This is a genomic window from Collinsella sp. AF15-51 (genome assembly GCF_003462845.1).
Taxonomy (GTDB): Bacteria; Actinomycetota; Coriobacteriia; order Coriobacteriales; family Coriobacteriaceae; genus Collinsella.
Map to the genome: position 1 here is coordinate 1 of NZ_QRYG01000026.1, position 2,823 is coordinate 2,823.

A 2,823-nucleotide genomic window follows, 5' to 3' on the forward strand; every position below is an offset into this window, starting at 1 on the left:
GCGGGGACGCAGGATCATCCCCATGCCCTGCGGCCCCGCGCGGGCGCCCCGCGGTGCGGGATGCCGGGATGCGGCCTACTGCCCCTGCGCGCGGTAGCGCGCCTCGGTGGCCTCCTTGGCCGGGCGCCACCAGGACTCGTTCTCCACGTACCAGTCGATGGTGGCCTTGAGCCCCCCGGCGAAGTCGGTGTGGGCCGGCCTCCAGCCCAGCTCGCGCTGGAGCTTCGTGCTGTCGATGGCGTAGCGGCGGTCGTGGCCGGGGCGGTCGGCGACCCAGTCGAAGTCCTCGGGGTCGCGGCCCATCGCCTCGAGGATCATGCGCAGGACCGTGATGTTGTTCCTCTCGCCGTCGGCGCCGATGAGGTAGGTCTCCCCCATGCGGCCCTTCGTGAGGATGTCCCAGACGGCCGAGGAGTGGTCCTCGGTGTGGATCCAGTCGCGGACGTTCTCGCCGCGGCCGTAGAGCTTGGGGCGCACGCCGTCGATGATGTTCGTGATCTGGCGCGGGATGAACTTCTCCACGTGCTGGTAGGGTCCGTAGTTGTTGGAGCAGTTGGAGATGGTCGTGCGCAGGCCGTAGGTGCGGGTCCAGGCGCGGACCAGCATGTCGGAGGACGCCTTGGTGCTCGAGTACGGGCTGCTCGGGTGATACGGCGTCTCCTCGGTGAACTTCGCCGGGTCGTCGAGCGCAAGGTCGCCGTAGACCTCGTCGGTGGAGACGTGGTGGTAGCGGACGCCGTATTTGCGGACGGCCTCCAGCAGGCGGAAGGTTCCCTCGACGTTGGTGCGCAGGAACGGCTCCGGGTCGGCGATGGAGTTGTCGTTGTGGGACTCCGCAGCATAGTGGACGATCGCGTCGTGGCCGGGGACGATCCTATCGAGCAGCTCCGCGTCGCAGATGTCGCCCACGACAAGCTCCACGCGGTCGGAGGGCAGCCCCGCGATGTTCTCGGGGTTGCCGGCGTAGGTCAGCTTGTCCAGGACGGTGACGTGGACGCCCGGGTGGTTGTCGACCACGTAGTGCACGAAGTTGCTGCCGATGAAGCCGCAGCCGCCCGTGACGATGATGTTCTTAGGTTCAAAAATCTCAGACATGAATCTCCTTTTTTTCGCCTACTAGAGATGTAAGTACTTAAACATTTGAACATATGAGCCTTCAGCAGAATCAGAATCTTCTCCTGCAGGTTTGTTTCTTATGCCAAACTCTCTGTATCCCATGCGACTATAGAACTCAATAAGACCAGGCTCATTGACAGAGTCCAGAAACACAAACCTTCCGCCAACAAGACGCTGTATGTCAGAAATAGACTTTTCAACGAAAGCCATGAGTTCTTCACCGGTTACGCGACCTATACCTGAATCGCTTTTCCCAAATTGCGCCAACAGAACACAAGGCAAATCAAAACAACCAGTTTCTGGTCTAAGTTCACCAAAAGAAGCCAACTTCTTGTGAGCTGTTTTTGAAACGACATTCTCAGGAATGGAGGCAATCTTTAGAGCAAGGGCATAAAAGCCAACTAAAGCGGCCGCATCTGTATCAAATACAAGATAAGAGGCACAGAAACCCCTCAGGTTAAAATCAAACGTGTTATAACGAACAAAATCCTCTATATCCTTGTTACGTTCACAGCGAAAAGAGGAGAGAACGTCCGAAACCTCGTCCTCTCCTCGCGCATTAAGTAATTGGAGTAAAGAATACGATACAAGCGCCATTTCTAGAAGCCCATCGATTTAAACAAAGAATCGATGGCCTTCTTCATGTCTGGCGTCAAAGACGGATCCGAAGGCGATGGCTTGAACTTCAAATCCTTGGTTACGCCTTCATCATATGCGTCGCACAACGCCTTTACGCCCTGAGGAGAGAGCATCCTAATCGGTGTTTTTAAACTTGAAGTAGCCATATGCCCTCCTTCCCTTAAAAATATCTACTTAGATTATAACCGAAAATACGAACACATATTCGAATTGCCCGATTATCATGAAATTCTAACGCAGCTTCTTACTTCGCTTGCTGCTCAAGGCGCTTTACAAGCTGTTCCTCAGAATGGACAAACTCAAATGGTTCATACTCGCCATATGCGGAAGGACGACTGATGTTAATGAGCTGAAGGTCAGAGATGCCGAAACGATCCTCTATCCTTCGCATCATCTCGACAAGCTCCTGGCCCGGCTTAACGGCCATTACCAACGAACCTTGCTCAGAAAACCACTTAGCAACCAGATAACGCATCAGCCAACTCGCCTCCCCAGTACGAAAGGGATGAGAGAAGGTCGACTGAAAGGCCATCACGCTCAAGAATGTCGTTCATCTCTCATCCCCTTCCACCAGGCAATTAGTACTCGCGCGGGCTGTTGACGATCTCGCCGGCGGCGACCTTCTTCAGGTGCTGGCCGTAGACCGACTTGCCGTAGGCCTTCGCGGCCTCCTCCAGCTCGGCGGTCGTGATCCAGCCGTTCTCCCAGGCGATCTCCTCGGGCACGGACACGGGCAGGTCCTGGGAGTGCTCCACGGCGCGGACGAACTCCGCGGCCTCGTGCAGGCTCTCCATGGTGCCGGTGTCCAGCCACGCGTAGCCGCGGCCGAGGGTGACGACGGACAGCGTCCCCTCCTCCAGGTACATCTGGTTGAGCGTGGTGATCTCGAGCTCGCCGCGGGCCGAGGGCCTGACCTCATGAGCCTTGGCGGCCACGTCGCCCGGGTAGAAGTACAGGCCGGTGACGGCGTAGGAGCTCTTGGGCTCGGCGGGCTTCTCCTCGATGGAGACGGCCCTCCCCTCGCCGTCGAACTCCACGACGCCGAAGCGCTCGGGGTCGTCCACGTGG

The 2,823-nt window shown here is 57.7% G+C and carries 5 protein-coding genes; all 5 read right to left on the reverse strand.

What is annotated here, in order from left to right; translation table 11 throughout:
* Positions 1 to 75: 75 nt before the first annotated feature.
* Positions 76 to 1,095: a dTDP-glucose 4,6-dehydratase gene (gene rfbB, locus DWW51_RS09460; RefSeq protein ID WP_117774324.1), complete on the reverse strand. Its 1,020-nt coding sequence runs from the start codon at positions 1,093 to 1,095 to the stop codon at positions 76 to 78.
* Between the two features lie 21 nt (positions 1,096 to 1,116).
* The gene (locus DWW51_RS09465) at positions 1,117 to 1,713 is read right to left on the reverse strand and encodes a hypothetical protein (RefSeq protein ID WP_117774325.1); all 597 of its coding nucleotides are present in this window, start codon (positions 1,711 to 1,713) and stop codon (positions 1,117 to 1,119) included.
* A gap of 2 nt (positions 1,714 to 1,715) precedes the next feature.
* On the reverse strand, positions 1,716 to 1,901 hold the full coding sequence (locus tag DWW51_RS09470; RefSeq protein WP_089573662.1) for a hypothetical protein: 186 nt from the start codon (positions 1,899 to 1,901) through the stop codon (positions 1,716 to 1,718).
* A gap of 98 nt (positions 1,902 to 1,999) precedes the next feature.
* Entirely contained in the window at positions 2,000 to 2,230 is a 231-nt protein-coding gene (locus DWW51_RS09475) for a DUF6718 family protein (protein WP_089573667.1), read from the reverse strand.
* A gap of 103 nt (positions 2,231 to 2,333) precedes the next feature.
* A partial coding sequence (locus DWW51_RS09480; protein ID WP_255413099.1) for a sugar nucleotidyltransferase occupies positions 2,334 to 2,823 on the reverse strand: 490 nt, incomplete at its 5' end.